General features: G+C 59.7%; 16 protein-coding genes. 9 read left to right on the top strand and 7 right to left on the bottom strand.

Annotated elements, in window-relative coordinates; genetic code table 11:
• The first annotated feature begins 4 nt into the window (after positions 1 to 4).
• The 3 genes from recF to gabP all read left to right on the top strand — a co-directional run bounded on the left by recF (position 5) and on the right by gabP (position 5229).
• The gene (gene recF, locus KGA89_RS21205; protein ID WP_003196148.1) at positions 5 to 1108 is read left to right on the top strand and encodes a DNA replication/repair protein RecF; all 1104 of its coding nucleotides are present in this window, start codon (positions 5 to 7) and stop codon (positions 1106 to 1108) included.
• Between the two features lie 5 nt (positions 1109 to 1113).
• Complete coding sequence (gyrB, locus tag KGA89_RS21200) at positions 1114 to 3531, top strand: DNA topoisomerase (ATP-hydrolyzing) subunit B (RefSeq protein WP_027912872.1); 2418 nt, start codon at positions 1114 to 1116, stop codon at positions 3529 to 3531.
• A gap of 303 nt (positions 3532 to 3834) precedes the next feature.
• Positions 3835 to 5229 carry a GABA permease gene (gene gabP / locus KGA89_RS21195; RefSeq protein ID WP_223472457.1) on the top strand — a complete coding sequence of 465 codons (1395 nt, stop codon included), beginning with the start codon at positions 3835 to 3837 and terminating at the stop codon, positions 5227 to 5229.
• A 66-nt stretch (positions 5230 to 5295) separates the two neighbouring features.
• Here gabP and KGA89_RS21190 read toward each other — a convergent pair whose 3' ends face one another.
• The gene (locus tag KGA89_RS21190; RefSeq protein WP_223472456.1) at positions 5296 to 6030 is read right to left on the bottom strand and encodes a response regulator transcription factor; all 735 of its coding nucleotides are present in this window, start codon (positions 6028 to 6030) and stop codon (positions 5296 to 5298) included.
• Between the two features lie 209 nt (positions 6031 to 6239).
• On the opposite strand from KGA89_RS21190, the gene KGA89_RS21185 reads away from it, so the two are divergent.
• Positions 6240 to 7757 (top strand): PAS domain-containing sensor histidine kinase, encoded by a 1518-nt coding sequence (locus tag KGA89_RS21185; RefSeq protein WP_223472455.1) that lies wholly within the window; start codon positions 6240 to 6242, stop codon positions 7755 to 7757.
• Between the two features lie 177 nt (positions 7758 to 7934).
• Here the strand turns inward: KGA89_RS21185 and KGA89_RS21180 are convergent, their stop codons facing one another.
• The 4 genes from KGA89_RS21180 to glyQ form a co-directional block, all read right to left on the bottom strand.
• Positions 7935 to 8714, bottom strand: coding sequence for a lysophospholipid acyltransferase family protein (locus KGA89_RS21180; RefSeq protein ID WP_038855869.1), 780 nt, complete (start codon positions 8712 to 8714; stop codon positions 7935 to 7937).
• A gap of 80 nt (positions 8715 to 8794) precedes the next feature.
• Positions 8795 to 9334 carry a D-glycero-beta-D-manno-heptose 1,7-bisphosphate 7-phosphatase gene (gene gmhB / locus KGA89_RS21175; protein WP_161796653.1) on the bottom strand — a complete coding sequence of 180 codons (540 nt, stop codon included), beginning with the start codon at positions 9332 to 9334 and terminating at the stop codon, positions 8795 to 8797.
• Positions 9335 to 9338: 4 nt separating this feature from the next.
• The gene (gene glyS / locus KGA89_RS21170) at positions 9339 to 11390 is read right to left on the bottom strand and encodes a glycine--tRNA ligase subunit beta (RefSeq protein ID WP_003196162.1); all 2052 of its coding nucleotides are present in this window, start codon (positions 11388 to 11390) and stop codon (positions 9339 to 9341) included.
• The gene (glyQ, locus tag KGA89_RS21165) at positions 11387 to 12340 is read right to left on the bottom strand and encodes a glycine--tRNA ligase subunit alpha (RefSeq protein ID WP_003177094.1); all 954 of its coding nucleotides are present in this window, start codon (positions 12338 to 12340) and stop codon (positions 11387 to 11389) included. Before glyQ ends, glyS begins: the two co-directional genes overlap by 4 nt.
• Before the next feature lie 81 nt (positions 12341 to 12421).
• On the opposite strand from glyQ, the gene KGA89_RS21160 reads away from it, so the two are divergent.
• The 5 genes from KGA89_RS21160 to KGA89_RS21140 all read left to right on the top strand — a co-directional run bounded on the left by KGA89_RS21160 (position 12422) and on the right by KGA89_RS21140 (position 16341).
• Positions 12422 to 12979: a DNA-3-methyladenine glycosylase I gene (locus KGA89_RS21160; RefSeq protein WP_003196165.1), complete on the top strand. Its 558-nt coding sequence runs from the start codon at positions 12422 to 12424 to the stop codon at positions 12977 to 12979.
• Positions 12980 to 13022: 43 nt separating this feature from the next.
• A complete protein-coding gene (locus KGA89_RS21155; RefSeq protein ID WP_003196168.1) occupies positions 13023 to 13910 on the top strand; it encodes a lysophospholipid acyltransferase in 888 nt (295 codons plus the stop codon).
• A 248-nt stretch (positions 13911 to 14158) separates the two neighbouring features.
• Positions 14159 to 14884: a hypothetical protein gene (locus KGA89_RS21150; RefSeq protein ID WP_223472454.1), complete on the top strand. Its 726-nt coding sequence runs from the start codon at positions 14159 to 14161 to the stop codon at positions 14882 to 14884.
• Positions 14885 to 15068: 184 nt separating this feature from the next.
• Positions 15069 to 15422, top strand: coding sequence for a VOC family protein (locus KGA89_RS21145; RefSeq protein ID WP_223472453.1), 354 nt, complete (start codon positions 15069 to 15071; stop codon positions 15420 to 15422).
• A gap of 130 nt (positions 15423 to 15552) precedes the next feature.
• Entirely contained in the window at positions 15553 to 16341 is a 789-nt protein-coding gene (locus KGA89_RS21140; RefSeq protein ID WP_223472452.1) for an SDR family NAD(P)-dependent oxidoreductase, read from the top strand.
• A gap of 115 nt (positions 16342 to 16456) precedes the next feature.
• On the opposite strand, the gene KGA89_RS21135 is transcribed toward KGA89_RS21140, so the two are convergent.
• Together KGA89_RS21135 and KGA89_RS21130 are read right to left on the bottom strand one after the other, a co-directional pair.
• Positions 16457 to 16708 carry a hypothetical protein gene (locus KGA89_RS21135; RefSeq protein WP_223472451.1) on the bottom strand — a complete coding sequence of 84 codons (252 nt, stop codon included), beginning with the start codon at positions 16706 to 16708 and terminating at the stop codon, positions 16457 to 16459.
• A 33-nt stretch (positions 16709 to 16741) separates the two neighbouring features.
• Positions 16742 to 17161 carry an organic hydroperoxide resistance protein gene (locus KGA89_RS21130; RefSeq protein WP_095962172.1) on the bottom strand — a complete coding sequence of 140 codons (420 nt, stop codon included), beginning with the start codon at positions 17159 to 17161 and terminating at the stop codon, positions 16742 to 16744.
• Between the last annotated feature and the right edge of the window lie 279 nt (positions 17162 to 17440).

The following is a 17440-nucleotide window of genomic DNA, read 5'->3' as shown; positions in this document are numbered from 1 at the left end:
CTAGATGTCCTTAAGTCGCGTCTCGGTCACCGCGGTGCGCAATCTGCACCCGGTGACCTTCTCCCCCTCCCCCCGCATCAATATCCTTTACGGCGCCAACGGCAGCGGCAAAACCAGCGTCCTGGAAGCCGTGCACCTGCTCGGGCTTGCCCGTTCGTTTCGCAGCACCCGCCTATTACCGGTCATCCAGTACGATCAACTGGCATGCACCGTGTTCGGGCAGGTGGAACTGGCAGAAGGCGGCCATAGTGCCCTGGGGATATCGCGGGACCGGCAAGGCGAGTTCCAGATCCGCATCGATGGGCAGAACGCTCGCAGCGCGGCACAGCTGGCCGAGATCCTGCCATTGCAGTTGATCAACCCGGACAGCTTCCGTCTATTGGAGGGCGCACCGAAGATTCGTCGGCAATTTCTCGATTGGGGCGTGTTCCACGTGGAACCGCGGTTCATGACCACTTGGCAACGCCTGCAGAAGGCGCTGCGCCAGCGAAACTCTTGGCTGCGACATGGTACACTTGACGCCGTTTCGCAAGCGGTTTGGGACAGGGAACTGTGCCAGGCCAGCGCTGAAATCGATGAATACCGCCGCGCTTACATCAAAGCCTTGAAACCGGTCTTTGAGCAGACCTTGAGCGAGCTGGTTGAGCTTGAGGGCCTGACGCTCAGCTATTACCGAGGCTGGGACAAGGACCGGGAACTGAGCACCGTGTTGGCTGGCTCGCTGCAGCGGGACCAGCAGATGGGCCATACCCAGGCCGGACCACAACGTGCTGACTTGCGTCTCAGATTGGGCGCACATAACGCCGCGGACATCTTGTCCCGGGGGCAGCAGAAGTTGGTGGTGTGTGCCTTGCGCATAGCCCAGGGGCATCTGGTCAGCCAGGCCCGCCGTGGTCAGTGTATTTATCTGGTGGATGACTTGCCGTCCGAGCTGGACGAAGCCCACCGCCGCGCGCTATGCCGCTTGCTGGAAGACTTACGCTGCCAGGTGTTCATCACCTGTGTAGACCACGAATTATTGAGGGAAGGCTGGCAGACGGAAACGCCAGTCGCTCTGTTCCACGTGGAACAGGGCCGTATCACCCAGACCCACGACCATCGGGAGTGAAGGCATTGAGCGAAGAAAATACGTACGACTCAACGAGCATTAAAGTGCTGAAAGGCCTGGATGCCGTACGCAAACGTCCCGGTATGTACATTGGTGACACCGACGATGGTAGCGGCCTGCACCACATGGTGTTCGAGGTGGTCGACAACTCCATCGACGAAGCCCTCGCCGGCCATTGCGACGACATCAGCATCATCATCCACCCGGATGAGTCCATCACCGTTCGCGACAACGGCCGTGGCATCCCGGTAGACGTGCATAAAGAGGAAGGCGTTTCCGCCGCCGAGGTCATCATGACCGTCCTCCACGCAGGCGGTAAGTTCGACGACAACTCCTACAAGGTATCCGGCGGTCTGCACGGCGTAGGTGTATCGGTAGTGAACGCGCTGTCCGAACAACTGGTCCTGACCGTTCGCCGCAGCGGCAAGATCTGGGAGCAGACCTACATCCACGGCGTGCCCCAGGCACCGATGGCGATCGTTGGCGACAGCGAAAGCACAGGCACCCAGATCCACTTCAAGGCTTCGAGCGAAACCTTCAAGAACATCCACTTCAGCTGGGACATCCTGGCCAAGCGGATTCGTGAACTGTCCTTCCTCAACTCCGGTGTCGGCATCGTCCTCAAGGACGAGCGCAGCGGCAAGGAAGAGCTGTTCAAGTACGAAGGCGGCCTGCGTGCGTTCGTTGAGTACCTGAACACCAACAAGACCCCGGTCAACCAGGTGTTCCATTTCAACGTCCAGCGTGAAGACGGCATCGGCGTGGAAATCGCCCTGCAGTGGAACGACAGCTTCAACGAGAACCTGTTGTGCTTCACCAACAACATCCCGCAGCGCGACGGCGGCACCCACCTGGTGGGCTTCCGTTCGGCGCTGACCCGCAACTTGAACAACTACATCGAACAGGAAGGCCTGGCGAAGAAGCATAAAGTCGCCACCACCGGTGACGATGCCCGTGAAGGCCTGACCGCGATTATCTCGGTGAAGGTGCCGGATCCGAAGTTCAGCTCCCAGACCAAGGACAAGCTGGTGTCTTCCGAAGTGAAGACCGCAGTTGAACAGGAGATGGGCAAGTACTTCTCCGACTTCCTGCTGGAAAACCCGAACGAAGCCAAGCTGGTGGTCGGCAAGATGATCGACGCCGCCCGTGCCCGTGAAGCGGCGCGCAAGGCCCGTGAGATGACCCGCCGCAAAGGCGCGCTGGACATCGCCGGCTTGCCGGGCAAACTGGCCGACTGCCAGGAAAAGGACCCTGCCCTGTCCGAGCTGTATCTGGTGGAAGGTGACTCTGCTGGCGGTTCCGCCAAGCAGGGTCGCAACCGCCGCACCCAGGCCATCCTGCCGCTCAAGGGCAAGATCCTGAACGTCGAGAAGGCGCGCTTCGACAAGATGATTTCCTCCCAGGAAGTCGGCACCTTGATCACGGCGTTGGGCTGCGGTATTGGCCGCGAAGAGTACAACATCGACAAGCTGCGCTATCACAACATCATCATCATGACCGATGCTGACGTCGACGGTTCGCACATCCGTACGCTGCTGCTGACATTCTTCTTCCGTCAGTTGCCGGAGTTGATCGAGCGCGGCTACATCTACATCGCCCAGCCGCCGCTGTACAAGGTCAAGAAAGGCAAGCAAGAGCAATACATCAAAGACGACGACGCCATGGAAGAGTACATGACGCAGTCGGCCCTGGAAGACGCGAGCCTGCACCTGAACGAAGATGCCCCAGGCATTTCCGGTGAAGCCCTTGAGCGCCTGGTGAATGACTTCCGCCTGGTGATGAAGACCCTCAAGCGTCTGTCGCGCCTGTACCCACAGGAACTGACCGAGCACTTCATCTACCTGCCAGCCGTGAGCCTGGAGCAACTGTCCGATCACGCAGCGATGCAGGATTGGCTGGCCCAGTACGAAGTGCGCTTGCGCACTGTCGAGAAATCCGGCCTGGTCTACAAAGCCAGCCTGCGTGAAGACCGTGAACGTAACGTCTGGCTGCCGGAGGTCGAACTGATCTCCCACGGCCTGTCGAACTACGTCACCTTCAACCGCGACTTCTTCGGCAGCAACGACTACAAGACCGTCGTATCCCTCGGCGCGCAACTGAGCACGCTGCTGGACGAAGGTGCGTACATCCAACGTGGTGAACGCAAGAAGGCCGTGACCGAGTTCAAGGAAGCCCTTGAGTGGCTGATGGCCGAAAGCACCAAGCGCCACACCATCCAGCGATACAAAGGTCTTGGCGAGATGAACCCGGATCAGCTGTGGGAAACCACCATGGATCCAGGCTCGCGCCGGATGCTGAAAGTCACCATCGAAGACGCCATTGGCGCGGACCAGATCTTCAACACCCTGATGGGTGATGCGGTCGAGCCTCGTCGTGACTTCATCGAGAGCAATGCGTTGGCGGTATCCAACCTGGATTTCTGATCCCTTCAGCAGCACCGCTCCAAAAAAAAGCCAACGCTTATGCGTTGGCTTTTTTTTACGTTTGAAAAACGTGCACCCTTTTCAGGCCTGTGGATAAAAAACGGGGTAACTCGGTAACACCTTGGCACAAAGCCTTCATGCTCAATAGGTTAGGAATTGGGTGAGAGCCCCGGATAACGGGGCCTCAGATTTTCTGGCGCAGAACTTGCGTGTTAAATAAATTACACATCGTTTCTTTAAATTGACAGGGGAACGGTGGGGTACGAGGTGACACGAATAAATCCAACACCAAGGGTAGTCTCAATGAGCGGTACGCAAACTTCCAATCATCTGGAGCAAGGGCTCAAACCCCGGCATGTGACGATGCTATCCATCGCCGGCGTCATCGGCGCTGGCCTTTTCGTTGGCTCCGGCCACGCTATTGCAGCGGCCGGTCCAGCCGTGCTGCTGGCTTACGCTGCCGCGGGTGCCTTGGTGGTGCTGGTGATGCGGATGCTGGGCGAAATGGCGGTGGCGTCGCCGGACACCGGTTCCTTCTCGACCTATGCTGACCGTGCGATTGGTCATTGGGCCGGTTTCACCATCGGCTGGCTCTACTGGTGGTTCTGGGTCCTGGTGATTCCGCTGGAAGCCAACGCCGCCGCGACGATCCTGCATGCCTGGTTTCCGAACGTGGCAATCTGGGCCTTCACCTTGGTCATCACCCTGATGCTGACGGTCACCAATCTGTTCAGCGTGAAGAATTACGGAGAATTCGAATTCTGGTTCGCCCTGGTCAAGGTGGTGGCAATCATCGGCTTCATTGGCCTGGGTGTGATGGCGATCTTCGGCTTGCTGCCCACCAGCCAGGTCAGCGGTGTTTCGCACCTGTTCGACACCCAGGGCTTCCTGCCCAACGGTATGGGCGCGGTGTTGGGGGCAATTCTGACCACCATGTTTTCGTTCATGGGCACCGAGATCGTGACCATCGCGGCGGCCGAATCGAAGAACCCGGGCCAGCAGATTTCCAAGGCGACCAACTCGGTCATCTGGCGGATTGGCTTGTTTTACCTCGTCTCCATCTTCATCGTCGTCGCCCTGGTGCCATGGAACGATCCGATCCTGGCCAGCGTCGGTTCCTACCAGACGGTGCTGGAGCGCATGGGCATCCCCAATGCCAAGCTGATCGTCGATATCGTCGTCCTGGTGGCGGTCACGAGCTGCCTGAACTCGGCGCTGTATACGGCTTCGCGGATGATGTTCTCGTTGGGCAAGCGTGGTGATGCGCCGGCCGTTTCCCAGCGCACCAACAAGAGCGGTACGCCTTACTGGGCGGTGATGCTGTCGACCGGGGCGGCCTTCCTCGCCGTGTTCGCCAACTATGTGGCTCCGGCCGCCGTGTTCGAATTCCTGCTGGCCAGCTCCGGCGCCATTGCGTTGCTGGTGTATCTGGTCATCGCGATTTCGCAACTGCGCATGCGCAAACAACGCATGGCGCGTGGTGAAAAAGTCGCCTTCAGCATGTGGCTGTTCCCCGGCCTGACCTACGCGGTGATCGTCTTCATCGTGGGAGCCTTGACCATCATGCTGTTCCAGGAAGCCCACCGCGTGGAAATCCTCGCGACCGGTCTGCTCAGCGTACTGGTCGTCGCGTCCGGGTTGCTGGTGCAGCGCCGTCGGATCGCCAAGGCAGGAAAAGGGCTACAGATGGCCAGGTGAGCTGATCACCCTGGGTTCATCCGCTCCAACGAAAAAGGCCAACGTTCATGCGTTGGCCTTTTTTTGCTAACTCGCGACAGACGCTTCGCTTCCCGCAGCCACACTCTCCAACCGATACCCATACCCATAAATAGTCAGCAATTGCCAACCCCGATCTGCCGTCAGGCCGAGCTTGTTGCGCAGGCGATAGATATGGGTGTCGAGCGGGCGGGACGAGGTCATTTCCTCGTGGGTCCAGAAGCGTTCGTAGAAATACTCCCGAGACAGCGGCCGGCCCAGGTTGGCGAACAGGCACCGGGCCAGGCGGTATTCCCGCTCGGTCAGGCTGATGGGAATGCCGGCGCGGGTGATGGTCAGCTCGGCGTCGTCGAACGCCAGGTCGTTGAACACCAGCACGTCGCTGGCGGGCGCGCGCTGCAGGTTGTGACGGCGCAGCACAGCGGTGACCCGGGCCTTGAGCTCGTTGGGCCGGAAGGGTTTGCTCACATAGTCGTCGGCGCCGGCGTTGAGGGCCTGGACGATGTCGTGCTCGCCGTCGCGGCTGGTCAGCATGATGGCGGCCGGTGGCGAATCCATGTGCTCGCGGGTCCAGCGCAGCAATGAAAGCCCGCTGATGTCGGGCAATTGCCAGTCGAGGATCAACAGGTCGAAGGTTTCCCGGCGCAGTTGCCGCAACAAGTCCTCGCCTCGCTCAAAGCTGTGCAGGGCCCAGGCTTGCTCGCCCCTGCCGGGGATTTGTTGCAGTGTCTGTTCTACCCGGCGCAGCTCGGCCGGTTCATCGTCCAGTATGGCGACACGCATGGAATGCGATTCCTTGATCTCGAGAGTAACGGACATCTTCAGGTGGCAATGGCTGATTCGTTGTCATTGACCTGTCGCTGGCTGCGACAATACCGGCTCGCGGCACAGAGGGAAAGGCAGCAGCGCGCCACCCATCGAGTCCCGTTATAGTCGTGGGCTTGGCAGGCCTGTGAAAAAATCTCCAGTTCTTGAGTTTGGCCAGGAGGCCTATGAATAACCAACGTCGGCGTGAAAGTCGTGAGCCAACCCAGGTCCAGCGGTTGTTTCGTCAGTTGGTGCGGGAGTGGTTGTGGATAAGTCTGTTGCTGTTGCCGCTGACGGCCTTGCTGTCATTGAGCAGCCAATCGACGGGTAACCATCCAGGCGCTGTGTTGTTGTCAGTGTGTTTGGTGGCCTGTGTATTGGGCTTGTTGCTGTTGCGCCCGCGCCTGGCCCTGTGGACAACAGTGGGCGGCATGAGCCTGGCCCTGTTGATCAGTGCCGTGCTGGGCGCGCGAGGCTGGTGGTGGTCGCCCATGGCAAGTGTGCTGGGCATCATGTTCGGCTACCTGATCTGGAATTGGCGGCGCCTGAGCGTGGTGTTGGCCTATTTCGGCTGGGAGCTGGCACGCCTGGACGCGGAGCCCAAGGTTTTCCCGGAACGTCGCCGCGCCTCCTACACCGGCAGCGACCGCTTGCAGGGTCAGATCATGGCCCTGGAACAAGCCATGAGTCGAACCCGCGACACCCGGCGTTTCATTGCCGATGGCCTGGAATACCTGCCGGTGGCGACCATGATCAGTGATCCTCAAGGCAAGCTGTTGCTTGGCAATCGCAAGGCGCGCGAGCTGTTCGGTCATGGCCTGGCGGGCGGCGACGTGCTGGAGCATCTCGGGCAATTGGGTTATCCAGGGTTGGAGCATGGGGCCCATCACCGGTTATCCACATTGCCCTTGGTGGAGTTTCGCGACATTCGCGAGCGCAGCTTGCGCCTGGAACGAGCGGCGTTGTTGCCGGTTGATGGCGACGCGCCGATTGGCTGGTTGTTGAGCCTCACGGACCTGAGCGCCGAACGTGAGGCTGAAGAACAGCGCAGCGTCATGCTGCGTTTTCTCTCCCACGACTTGCGCGCCCCGCACTCGGCGATCCTTGCATTGCTCGATGTGCAACGGCATCAGGTCGGTGGGGACAATCCGCTGTTCGACCAGATCGAGCGCCAGGTACGTCGCGCCCTGGACCTGACCGAGGGCTTCGTGCAATTGGCCAAGGCCGAATCCGAGGCGTATCAATTCCAGCCGACGCTGTTCGCCATGCTGGTGCTGGATGTACTCGACCAGGCGCTGCCCATCGCCCAGGCAAAACGCATCCAGTTGATTCATGAAATAGCGGATGAAGAGGCGATGGTGAGGGCGGATCAACCGTTGCTGACCCGTGCCTTGTTCAATCTGCTGGAAAATGCCATCAAGTACAGCGCGCCCGACGCCTGCATTTCGCTGCAGGTTCATTGCACCCCGGGCTGGTTGATCTGCAATGTCGCCGACCAGGGCAAAGGCATCAGCGCCGAAGAACTACCCGACCTGTTCAGTCAGTACCGACGGTTTTCCTCGGCTCACGGGGTCGATGGAATTGGCTTGGGGCTGTCGATGGTCAAGGCCGTGGTTGACCATCACGAGGGGAAAATCGAGTGCCATAGCGTGGTGGGTAAAGGCACGACGTTTAGCCTGCGCTTTCCGTTATTGGCAGATTGAAAAGATCACGGCCTTCGGCTGTAGGAGCTGCCGAAGGCCGCGATCTTTTGGTGCTATAAAAAACTTATGCACCTAACCGCGGGTTTTATGTTTTTAGGAAATATGTATTAAAAACATAGAGTTACAGCATAAAAGCAACGGATTTCGAAGAAACGGTACACAGGTTATCCACAGATCTCAAACAGCGAGCTGGTCGGAGGTGGCCGGTGTTGTCGGGGTCGGAGGCAGCGAGCCCATTTCCCGTTGTGTCTGTTCATTCCAGGCTTGTACGCGGTCATTGAGCTCGGCGATGGCACGGGGCCCAGTGCCTTCGGCATACATCGGCGCGCCGATCACCACGGTGATGACGCCCGGTTTCCTGATCCAGCCAGCCTTGGGCCAGAATTTGCCGGCATTGTGTGCAATCGGCAGCACGGGAAGATCGGCGTTCACGGCCAATGCCGAACCGCTGCGGGAGAATTTGCCGACAGTTCCATAAGGAACACGGGTGCCCTCGGGGAAGATCAGCACCCAAACGTTATCCTTGAGCAGTTCGTCGCCCTTCTTCGCGACCTGCTTGAGGGCCGCCTTGGGGTTGTCGCGATCGATGGCGATCGGGCGCAGCATCGCCATGGCCCAGCCGAAGAACGGCACGAACAACAGTTCACGCTTGAGCACTTGGCTCAACGGTTCGAAATAGGCCGAGAGAAAGAACGTCTCCCAGGTGCTCTGGTGGTTGGATTGGATCACGCAGGGCCGGTCAGGCACGTTCTCGGCACCTTTGACTTCATAGCTGATGCCCAGGAACACCTTGCTCAACCACAGCGCGCAGCGGCACCAGTACACATTGATGAAACGGTAGCGCGCCTTGAACGGCAAGAAAGGCGCGATGAAAAAACTCAGGGAGCACCACAGCAAGGAACTGGTGCCCAACAGCAGGTAAAAGAGAAAGGCTCTGATGGCCTGCAATATCGACATAGCGGCATTTACCGTTGCGGGCAATGCCCGCCTGTTCAAGCGCTTCCCGAACAATCCTTGATCAGGTTGTCTTGGGAGCTCTAATTGTGGATAAGTTCAGCGGCAATCGCCGCCAAGTCGTCAAAAATCAAGGTGCCTACCGGTAGGGTCTTGCCCAGAGTCTTTTCGCCTTTCCCGGTCTTTACCAAAACTGGCTGACAATCGACGGCCTTGGCCGCCTCCAGGTCACCGAGGCTGTCGCCGACGAACCACACACCCGCCAGCGCCACGCCATAATGCGCGGCAATGGTTTTCAACATGCCCGGCTTGGGCTTGCGGCAATCGCAACCTTCGTCCGGCCCGTGGGGGCAATAGACGATCAGCCCGACTTCCCCGCCCTGCTCCGCCACCAATGCACGCAGGTGCTCGTGCATGGCTTCGAGCACGGCGAGGTCATAATAACCGCGGGCAATGCCCGACTGGTTGGTGGCAACCGCCACCGTCCAGCCGGCCTTGCTCAACTGCGCGATGGCTTCGATCGAACCGGGTAGCGGCAACCACTCCTCCACCGATTTGATGTAAGCGTCGGAGTCGTGATTGATCACCCCGTCCCGATCGAGAATCAGCAGTTTCAACAGCAGCTCCTCAACCCAGCACGGAAATATCGGCAATATTGAGGAACAGGCTGCGCAGGCGTGCCAGCAATGCATAACGATTCTTGCGAACGTCTTCGTTGTCCGCATTCACCATCACGGCTTCAAAGAACGCATCGACCGGCTCGCGCAGTGCCGCCAGGCGCGCCAGTGCCTCGGCATAATCGCGTTTTTCCATGAGCGGTTGCACCGACGCATACGCCTGTTGAATCGCCGAGTTGAGCGAAAACTCGGCGGCATTATCAAAGTAGCGTGCTTCAACGGCTTTGACGGAAGGCTCGGCCTTGCTCAGCAGGTTCGACACCCGCTTGTTCACCGACGCCAGCGCTGCCGCTTCCGGCAATTTGCGGAACGCCTGCACCGCTTGTACGCGCTGGTCGAAGTCCAGGGCCGAACCCGGTTTCAGGGCTCGCACCGACAGGTAGGTCGCGACTTCGACACCTTCGTCTTCATAACGCGCACGCAGGCGGTCGAAGATAAATTCCAGCACGGCATCGGCCAGGCCGGCAGACTTGACCTTGCTGCCGAACGCGTTGACGGCGAACGCCACTGCGTCGTTCAGGTCCAGGTCCAACTGCTTGTCGATCAGGATCCGCAACACGCCCAGCGCCGCACGACGCAAGGCATAAGGGTCTTTGCTGCCGGTGGGCAGCATGCCGATACCGAAGATGCCGACCAGGGTGTCGAGCTTGTCGGCGATCGCCACGGCCGCACCGGTCAGGGTGGTCGGCAGCTCAGCGCCAGCACCGCGCGGCATGTACTGCTCGTTCAGTGCCAGGGCCACGTCTTGCGGCTCGCCATCGTTGAGGGCGTAGTAGTAACCGGCGACGCCTTGCATCTCCGGGAACTCACCGACCATCTCGGTGGACAGGTCGCACTTGGACAGGATGCCGGCACGGGCCGCGCGCTGGGCGTCGCCGCCGATGCGTGGAGCGATGAACGCAGCCAGTTTCGACACGCGCTCGGCCTTGTCGTAGACGCTGCCGAGTTTTTCCTGGAACACCACGTTGCGCAGGCGCTCGTTGAAGCTTTCCAGGGGCTGCTTCTTGTCTTGCTTGAAGAAGAACTCGGCATCGGTCAGGCGCGGGCGAACGACTTTTTCGTTACCGGCGATGATCTGCTGCGGGTCCTTGCTTTCGATGTTGGCGACCGTGATGAAGCGCGGCAGCAACTTGCCTTCGGCGTCCAGCAGGCAGAAGTACTTCTGGTTGTCCTGCATGGTGGTGATCAAGGCTTCCTGCGGCACTTCAAGGAAACGTTCCTCGAACGAGCACACCAGCGGCACCGGCCATTCCACCAGCGCGGTCACTTCGTCCAGCAGGTTGGCCGGCACGATGGCGGTGCCTTCCTGCAGGGTGGCCAGCTCTTCGGTGCGCTTGCTGATCAACTCGCGGCGCTCGTTGGCGTCGGCCAGCACGTAGGCGGCACGCAGGTCGGCCAGGTAGTTGGCCGGCGAGGTGATGCGCACGCTCTGTGGATGATGGAAGCGGTGACCGCGGGAATCGCGACCGGCCTTCTGGGCCAGGATCGTGCAGTCGATGACCTGGTCACCGAGCAACATCACCAGCCATTGGGTCGGGCGCACGAACTCTTCCTTGCGCGCGGCCCAGCGCATGCGCTTGGGGATCGGCAAGTCATTGAGGGAATCTTCGACGATGGTCGGCAACAGGCTGGCGGTCGGCTTGCCCTTGATGCTTTGGCTATAGCGCAGCTTCGGGCCGCTCTGGTCGATTTCGCTCAGGTCCACGCCACACTTCTTGGCGAAGCCCAGGGCAGCTTGGGTTGGGTTGCCGTCGGCATCGAACGCGGCCTGGCGTGGCGGGCCGTCGAGGTTGATGCTGCGGTCCGGCTGCTGGGTCGCCAGTGCGGTGATCAGCACGGCCAGGCGGCGCGGCGCGGCGTACACCTGTTTGGCTTCGTAGCCCAGGCCGGCGGCTTGCAGGCCTTTGTCGATACCGGCCAGGAACGCATCGGCCAGGGTGTTCAGGGCTTTGGGTGGCAGTTCTTCGGTGCCCAGTTCAACCAGAAAATCTTGAGCACTCATTGTGCAGCCTCCAGCTTAGCCAACACTTCATCACGCAGGTCCGGGGTCGCCATCGGGAAGCCCAGCTTGGCACGTGCCAGCAGGTAGGCTTGCGCAACGGAACGCGCCAGGGTGCGTACACGCAGGATGTATTGCTGGCGCGCGGTCACGGAAATCGCCCGGCGCGCATCCAGCAGGTTGAAGGTATGGGACGCCTTCAACACCATTTCATAGCTCGGCAACGGCAGCGGCTGGTCCAGCTCGATCAGGCGCTTGGCTTCGCTTTCATAGAAATCGAACAGTTCGAACAGCTTCTCGACGTTGGCGTGTTCGAAGTTGTAGGTCGACTGTTCCACTTCGTTCTGGTGGAACACGTCGCCGTAGGTCACTTTGCCGAACGGGCCGTCGGCCCACACCAGGTCGTAGACCGAGTCCACACCCTGCAGGTACATGGCCAGGCGTTCCAGGCCGTAGGTGATTTCGCCGGTGACCGGGTAGCACTCGATGCCGCCCGCCTGCTGGAAGTAGGTGAACTGGGTCACTTCCATGCCGTTGAGCCAGACTTCCCAGCCCAGGCCCCAGGCGCCCAGGGTTGGCGATTCCCAGTTGTCTTCGACGAAACGAATGTCATGCACCAGCGGGTCGAGGCCCACGTGCTTGAGCGAGCCCAGATACAGTTCCTGGAAGTTTTCCGGGTTCGGCTTCAGCACGACCTGGAACTGATAGTAGTGCTGCAGACGGTTCGGGTTTTCGCCGTAGCGGCCGTCAGTCGGGCGGCGGCTGGGCTGCACATAAGCGGCGTTCCAGGTTTCCGGGCCGATGGCACGCAGAAACGTGGCAGTGTGGAAAGTGCCGGCGCCTACTTCCATATCGTAGGGCTGAAGTACCACGCAACCTTGCTCGGCCCAGTATTGCTGGAGGGCGAGGATCAAGTCTTGGAAGGTACGCACGGCTGGCGTAGGCTGGCTCACGAAATTCACCTGTTTCTTGGGCTGCGATTTAAAGAGCGGGAGTATACCCGATTCGTTCGTGCGCACGCCCCCTGGAGCCTTATGCCACGCTGCTTTTGGTGTTCTGACGATCCGTTGTACATGGCTTATCACGATCAGGAGTGGGGCACGCCGCTGCGCGATGCGCAGGGTTTGTTCGAGTTGCTTTTGCTCGAAGGGTTCCAGGCCGGGTTGTCCTGGATCACCGTTTTGCGCAAACGCGAGCGTTACCGGGAGGTGCTGTACGGCTTCGATGTACAGCGGGTAGCGCAGATGAGCGATGCCGAAATCGATGAACTGATGCTCGACCCCGGCATCATCCGCAACCGCCTCAAGCTCAAGGCCGCCCGCCGCAACGCCCAGGCCTGGCTGGCGTTGGAAGACCCGGTGACGTTCCTCTGGTCGTTCGTGGGCGACAAACCCATCATCAACCATTTCAAGGACCGCACCGAAGTGCCGGCCATCACGCCCGAGGCGCTGGCGATGAGCAAAGGCCTGAAGAAAGCTGGATTTACTTTCGTCGGACCGACCATTTGTTATGCGCTGATGCAGGCCTCGGGCATGGTCATGGACCACACCCAGGATTGCGACCGCTACGCCGAGTTGGTAAACGGCGGTTAGAATAGCCGGCTCGCAACACGGCCCATACATTCAGGAGTGACCTGTGGATAAGTTGAAAGGCGCCTTGCTGGTCGGCGCTCTGCGGTTGTTTGCGCTGCTGCCCTGGCGGGCGGTGCAAGCGGTGGGCTCGGCCATTGGCTGGTTCATGTGGAAGCTGCCCAACCGCTCCCGCGACGTGGTGCGGATCAACCTCGCCAAGTGTTTTCCCGAGATGGACCCGGCCGAGCGCGAACGCCTCGTTGGCCAGAGCCTCAAGGACATCGGCAAATCCCTGACCGAAAGCGCCTGCGCCTGGATCTGGCCGGCCCAACGCTCCATCGACCTGGTGCGTGAAGTCGAAGGCCTGGAGGTGCTGAAAGAAGCGCTGGCCTCCGGCAAGGGCGTGGTCGGCATCACCAGCCATTTGGGCAACTGGGAAGTGCTCAACCACTTCTATTGCAGCCAGTGCAAACCGATCATTTTCTACCGTCCGCCCAAGCTCAAGGCGGTGGATGAATTGCTGCGCAAACAGCGCGTGCAACTGGGCAACAAAGTCGCAGCATCCACCAAGGAAGGCATCCTCAGCGTCATCAAGGAAGTGCGCAAGGGCGGCCAGGTGGGCATCCCTGCCGACCCGGAACCGGCCGAATCCGCCGGTATCTTCGTGCCCTTCTTCGCCACCCAGGCCCTGACCAGCAAGTTCGTACCGAACATGCTCGCCGGCGGCAAAGCGGTCGGCGTCTTCCTCCACGCCCTGCGCCTGCCGGACGGCTCCGGCTACAAAGTCATCCTCGAAGCCGCGCCGGAGGCCATGTACAGCACCGACACCGAAACGGCCTGCGCCGCCATGAGCCAAGTGGTGGAGCGCTACGTACGGGCCTACCCGAGCCAGTACATGTGGAGCATGAAACGCTTCAAGAAACGCCCGCCGGGCGAGGCGCGGTGGTACTGAAGGCCTGTTGCTTCATATGAGCTAGGTTGTGGTGAATGCAGGACCTGTAAACACCCAAGAACCCATGTGGGAGCCGAGCTTGCTCGCGATAGCGCCCTGACAGCCGCCGCATAACTAACTGACCCCAACCCCTGTGGCGAGGGAGCTTGCTCCCGCTGGGCTGAAGCAGCCCCACGCCTTACCCCCTCCTAAAGCTCAGTCCCCGGCTGTCGATAACCCGATGTATCCGCCAATCATGGACCGATGAAATGGAACTCTCCCTGAACGCTGCCTCTTTCTTTCCCGCCAACACCAACCTCACCCGCTCCGACCAGAAGCTGGTAACCAATCCTCCAGCGGACGCCGTAAAGCAGCTGGCAAACGCCAGCCCTGCAGCGATCTACCACCCCAGTGAAGAAACCCAGACCATGGTGCAGTCGCCAGTGGTCATCGAAACCTGGATCGGTCGCTCCCAATCGCCAGACTTCCCTCGATTTGCCGCGATCACCGAGAGCGCGAAAAACACCCTGAAAACCTCCTTCGAGACGTTCCAGTCAACGCTGTCGGCAACCCATCCGGACCTGGCCGGCAAGAAATACGGCTTCACCGTCGAGGCCGATGGCCGCCTGAAGGTGCTCAACACGGCCGGCCAACTCAGCAGCGCAGACACCCAGCGGCTGACGGATCTGCTCAATGAATCCACTGACCTGAAAGCCGCCGCTGTTGCGTTCCGCGATGCATCTATCGACATGGTCGACGCCGACTCGCCCTGGTCCGGTAGCTACCTGGGCCTGTACAACCTGACCAAGGAAAACTTCGCCAACACCATCGACTTGGCGCCGATGCTTAAGCGCAGAGCCTCGGTGTCTCCCCAGGAGTTTTCGGACGGTTTGTTTTTCAACCAACTGGCGTACAAAGGCGAACGGGCGACGCGAGAGACGGAAGCCGCGATGCTTGCACGGCGTGCTGCACAGCGATTCAGCGCGCAGGCTTGAAAGCGGGGTCGCGAATCCTAGAAGCGGAACGCGGAGCGTCCCTGGAAACATTCCCATGCAGCAGCGTGGGAACGATCACGCAACCCTGTGGGAGCGAGCCTGCTCGCGAAGAGGCCGGCACCTTCACATAGATGTTGGCTGATGCCCTAAGCTTGCTTGTCCCCAACCAGCCAAGGAAGCATCCATGGGCATTCGCGGAAAAGACCGTCAGATCGATAACATCGAGCTCAATGTCAACGACATCGCCCGAAGCAAAGCCTTCTATGGAAGCGTATTCGGCTGGCATTTCGTCGACTACGGCCCGACCTACACCGAGTTCAGCGATGGTCGCCTGACCGGTGGCTTTACGACCGGTGAACCCGTGCGCCCGGGTGGCCCATTGATCATCCTGTACGCGGATGACCTCGAAGGCACCCAACTCAGGCTCGAAGCCGCGGGGGCGCCCATCAGCCGTGATGTGTTCGCTTTCCCGGGTGGCCGACGTTTCCACTTTATCGATCCGGATGGCTATGAGCTGGCGGTGTGGTCGGCTTCTTGATGACTGATTGATCACAAAGAGGCGCAAAGCCTCAATCGTGTCCATGATTAAGGGCCTGCGATATCGGCGACATTGGGATGGCAAAGCCGTATCGCACTTCCTCTGGTTCATTAATCAAGGAGTCCCCCTCATGAACATCGACTTCACCGGCCGTCACGTGTTGGTCACTGGGTCCACCAGCGGTATTGGGTTTGCGACAGCCAAAGGCTTCCTGGAAGCCGGCGCCCAAGTGGTTATCAACGGTCGCAGCGCAAGCAGCGTGGAGGATGCGTTGCAGCGCTTGGGCGCCCTCGCTTCAAGGGCCGATGGCTTTGTTGGCGATCTGAGCAACGCGCCGGGCTGCCAGGCACTGATCGCCAAATACCCACGCTTCGATATCGTCATCAACAACCTGGGCATTTTCAAACTGGAAGACTTTTTCGAGACGCCGGACAGCGAATGGCTGCGCTTCTTTGAAACCAACGTGATGTCGGGCGTGCGTGTTTCCAGGGCCTACGCACCGGGCATGGTCGAGCGCGGTTGGGGGCGGATTGTGTTTGTCTCATCGGAATCGGGCGTGAACATTCCCCCTGACATGATCCATTACGGCTTCACCAAAACCGCGCAACTGTCCATCGCTCGCGGCCTGGCCAAGCGCCTTGCCGGCACGGGCGTGACGGTGAACTCGGTGTTGCCTGGGCCGACGCTTTCCGAAGGGGTTGCCCAGATGCTCCAGGCGGACGTCGAGCGCAGCGGGGAAAGCCTGGAAAAGGTCGCGGCGGATTTCGTCAACCAGCACCGCAGCACCTCGATCATCCAGCGCGCGGCACGCGTCGAGGAAGTCGCCAACATGATCATCTACGCCAGCTCGGAACAGGCCTCGGCCACCACCGGAGCGGCGCTTCGTGTTGATGGTGGGGTGGTGGATAGTATCGTTTAGGATCCTGGGACACGTTGCAAAAAACGCCGCTTCCTCATGAGAGATAAGCGGCGTTTTTTCTTTTGGAAGCAACATGGGGTGATTCGACCGGTTTTCGGAGCGGTGAAGGGATTGTTCAGCCCACTCTGTTTTCCATCAGGCGACCGGAGCCGCCTTCAGCCACGCGGTTTTCGATGAGTCGATCCGAGCCGCCTTCGGCTACGCGGTTTTCGATGAGTCGATCGGAGCCGCCTTCAGCCACACGGCTTTCGATCAGGCGATCCGAACCTCCCTCGGCGAACGTAGGTTGAACAGAAGAAGTCGCGAACGCATTGCCGAGCGACAGTGCCAGAAGCGAGCCAACAAGAGTTTTGCCGAGAGTGTTCATGTCCTGATCCTTTTTATTCGTAGATGAAGTGAGTTAGACGGTGACGTGCAAACGGACATCGACGTTGCCGCGTGTCGCGTTGGAGTACGGGCAAACCTGGTGAGCCGCATCGACCAGCGCTTGAGCATCGGCTTGATCCAGACCTGGCAAGTTGATGTGCAGGTCGATGTCCAGGCCGAAACCGCCAGGGATCTGGCCGATACCGACATGTGCCGTGATTGAAGCGTCAGCAGGAATGCTGCGTTTGCTTTGGCTGGCGACAAACTTCAATGCGCCAATGAAGCAGGCGGAGTAACCGGCAGCGAACAACTGCTCAGGGTTAGTGGCTTCACCACCGGCGCCGCCCAAGGCTTTTGGAGTAGCCAGTTTCACGTCGAGAATCTTGTCGCTGGAAACAGCACGGCCATCACGGCCACCGGTGGAGGTTGCGACTGCGGTGTAGAGAGCGTTCATCGTGTTTCCTCTTTTGCTGATTGGTCTGATCAATGTTTTGGTTTGCGCTAAATGTTTGCGCGCTAACCAGTTGCGATAAAGTTAATGTATGAATAATTAGTGCGCAAGATAAATTTTGAGAAAATTGCCAATTCAGAATTAACTAATTGATCTAAAAAGAAATTTATTTTTAGGCCCTGCAATATCGCCACCCCGCGTGAGCCGCGAGGTGAGCCAAGGGGAAGGAGGTGCTAGGGGGGATCAGCAGGACCAGCGCAATTGCAGGCCTTCAAAGAGAGG

This window comes from Pseudomonas sp. A-RE-22 (assembly GCF_019956035.1).
GTDB classification, from domain to species: Bacteria; Pseudomonadota; Gammaproteobacteria; order Pseudomonadales; family Pseudomonadaceae; genus Aquipseudomonas; species Aquipseudomonas brassicacearum.
This window is presented reverse-complemented; position numbering and strand designations above follow the sequence as displayed.